At 54.0% G+C, this 3,013-nt stretch carries 1 protein-coding gene and 1 pseudogene; both read right to left on the reverse strand.

Annotation, left to right across the window (positions count from 1 at the left end):
* A pseudogene (locus Q2B33_RS23645) lies at nt 1-750 on the reverse strand (hypothetical protein); the annotation flags it as partial.
* An 829-nt stretch (nt 751-1,579) separates the two neighbouring features.
* Nucleotides 1,580-2,947 (reverse strand): zinc ribbon domain-containing protein, encoded by a 1,368-nt coding sequence (locus Q2B33_RS23650; protein ID WP_300565880.1) that lies wholly within the window; start codon nt 2,945-2,947, stop codon nt 1,580-1,582.
* Nucleotides 2,948-3,013 lie beyond the last annotated feature (66 nt).

Raw genomic sequence — 3,013 nt, forward strand, 5'->3', positions numbered from 1 at the left:
GCAGAACTTCTCGATATCCTTCAACGCCTGCCTGTCCTCCGGATCAATCTCCCCCAATATAAAATAAGGCACATACACCAACTTATCCGTAAACTTCTTCAAATTCTTCGAATAAAAAAACGGATGCACGCTGGTCACAATATTACACTCATCATAAGGATTATGTATGAATACCATATCCGGCCTGCGCGTCTCGAAATCGTAATCCTCATACCAAACCACCGGCACGTCCTTCGGATACTCCCCGCCCTCATAATGCAGCTCCCGGAAGCTCCCGTCCGGATTCTTGTCATAATAGGGAATGGGAATCACATAGGCATCACAGTCCGGATCCTCATCCGCAGCCTTCCAGATGCTCTCCAGGCTGTCCCACATGGAAGCCTTGTAAGGCAGGAACACCACCTCTGTCCGAATCCTGATATCGTTCTTCACGCTGCTCTCAATCTTGAACAACATCTGCCGCAGGCTCTTATATGTTTTTCCGACAGCAATCGGCTGCCCTTTCTCCAGTTCCCCGTAAATCTGGTAGACCTGCTCACAGTAGGACTCCAACAGGGCAATCGTGGCAAAGCCCTCCCCTTCCGCCGCTTCAATCAGGTTTCCCAGCGCAATGGCTCCGTCCTGGCAGTCCGCCAGCAGGCTGAGGGCAGCGGAAATATTCTTTTTTTCGATGGCTTTGCGGATTTCGTCATGGGCCTCTCCCAATATTTTTATGAAATCCTCAGCCTGCTGCTTCTGCGCTTTCCGCATGTCCGCCTCTCCCTGTGCCGGATTCTCTGACAGAATTCCGTCTGTCTTTATCCGAAAAATCAACACCACTACTTACAATTACAATGTACACTACAGGTCAATGAAAATGGCAGTAAACCACACCGAAAGACCCCAGGCCATAGTTCGCTATGGACAGCTTTGCAAATCCTGACGGTCTTAAGGAATTGTCTACCACTAACTGCTGCACGTTCAAAGCCGTTTTCCTTGTGTTTCAAGGCTTTTTCCGACAGAAATTGCAGCAGTTATTTTCCGACAGTTCCTAAATATAAATAAGGTATATTGGTCATCCATAGCGTCTCGCCGGATGATGCGGCGTCAAGCCGCTTCGCTCCCTGGTACGTCACATCCCGGACTTTCTGTCCGGTTGCCCGAAGCCGCGCTCCAGGCCTGCGGTATGTACCGCGCTGTGTTCCCAGGATCCTGGCATACCCAATCCGCAGCCGCCCAAAGGGTTCCTGCCTTCTAATGCCGTCCGTCGCGCCCGTAGGCACGACTTTTTATATCATGGACAGACTCTCCAGTCCTCCCGGAGCATGGCTCCAAGTCGGTAAAACCCCGGCTCCTCGCCGGAATTCATCTGAATCGTCATCCCTATGATCCCATTCACGTTTCATGCGCACAAGCTTCTGCCCAACTCCTCCCTGGTGGAGACGATGTTCCAGACCGGCATGTGTTTCCAAGTGGTGAAGAGCAAAATCTTCGGGCTGCTGCAGCTCGAGATGAATTTTACTCCATCATTCCCGGAACCTTTTGCTCATGCGCCAGTTTGCCTGGCAAGTTTTCAGAATCGTCAGTATCTATCCAAAAATCAGTTGACAACCCTGCCTTCCATCCCCCGCTTCAGCACGTTCCTGGCAGTATTCGTCTTCTCCTCCGCCGAATACCCGCAGGCATTGCAGAGGAAAATCCCTTTCTTCCTACCGCCGCTCTCCACCGCGCCGCAGCTGCTGCACTCATTGCTGATGTCCTTCCCCAGCACCTCCACGATTTCCACCGACTGCTCTCTGCATTTCTGCTCCAGGCGGCTGCGGATGTAGCCTCTCTGCCACATGGCCACGGAATGGTTGATTTTCCGGTTGATGCCGCCCGCCTTTGGCCTGGGCATTCTGACGATGTAGATTCTCCCGGGCTTCTCTGTGCGCAGGAAGCGGTTCAGCTCCTGGTTGATATAGCTGTGGAGCCGCTCCTCCATCCGATGCCTCCGGGCATTGTACTTCCTGCGCCCCGGGTTGTCGGCTCTGTTGCGGTTATAGCTCCTGGTCTGCTGCCTGACCCATTCGGCATATTCCGTCTGCAGAGCGCCCAGTTCCTCGCCATAATGATGCCCTTCCTGGGTGGTGAGCATGGTGAACATCCCCATGGCCAGTCCTATCCGGTTCACATAGTCCTCATGAACCCGCACCGCCACATCCACCGCGGTCATGATTTCAACATTCCCTTCCTGGGGATACAGTCTGACATAAAGCTGACGCTTGTACTGGTTCCCGTCTGTCAGGGGCACGAAGACCCGCTTCCGGTTCTCTTTGGTGGAAATGTAGATTCCTCTGCTGCCGTCCTTCTCCCCGTAGCGGTAGGCTCGCTCCGCAACGGAAAATCCCGATGGCGGCTGCGCCGAAGCCTGTGGCTCTGTCTCCGCCTTGTCCGTTTCCCTGCTTTTCACCCGGTACTTCCGCACTTGTCTGCACAGATAGCGGTGGAGCTTTTCCGCATCCACTTTGGATGCCAGTTCCTCCTGCTTACTCTGCAGCTCCCGGGGCAGGACGATGGGCTCCTGGTTCAGCACGGCGGTAAAGGCGTTGTTCACCTTCAACAGGAACCGGAGGTAATGCTTCTCCTCCTCGGTCAGACCCTCGTTCCTGCCAATCAGCTGCAGCACCCGGGATTTTGTCCGGGCCCACCGGCTTTTGATGTCCCCCAGCGCATCGAACACGGCCAGGTAAAAGTACACCGACGGCAGTCCCAGCTCTCCCCGCAGGCCGCTCTCCGTCATCTCATTCTGGACGGTGTAGCCGGGATACAGTTTGGACAGCCCTCCGATGCCGCTGTACCTCTGGTATACATAGCGCTCCACCTTGCCGTAATCCGCCGCAATCTCCTGTAGCTTCTTCATATCCTCCGCGCAAAGCGGGCTCTTGCTGTACTGGTGGACAGTCTTGCATACCTTGTCTGACGGCATTTTGGAGTTCCTTTTACTCTCTATAAACACATGACAATGCGCGATTCCCAAAAAGTGTACTTTTTG

The sequence above is a fragment of the uncultured Acetatifactor sp. genome, from assembly GCF_948601915.1.
GTDB lineage: Bacteria > Bacillota > Clostridia > Lachnospirales > Lachnospiraceae > Acetatifactor.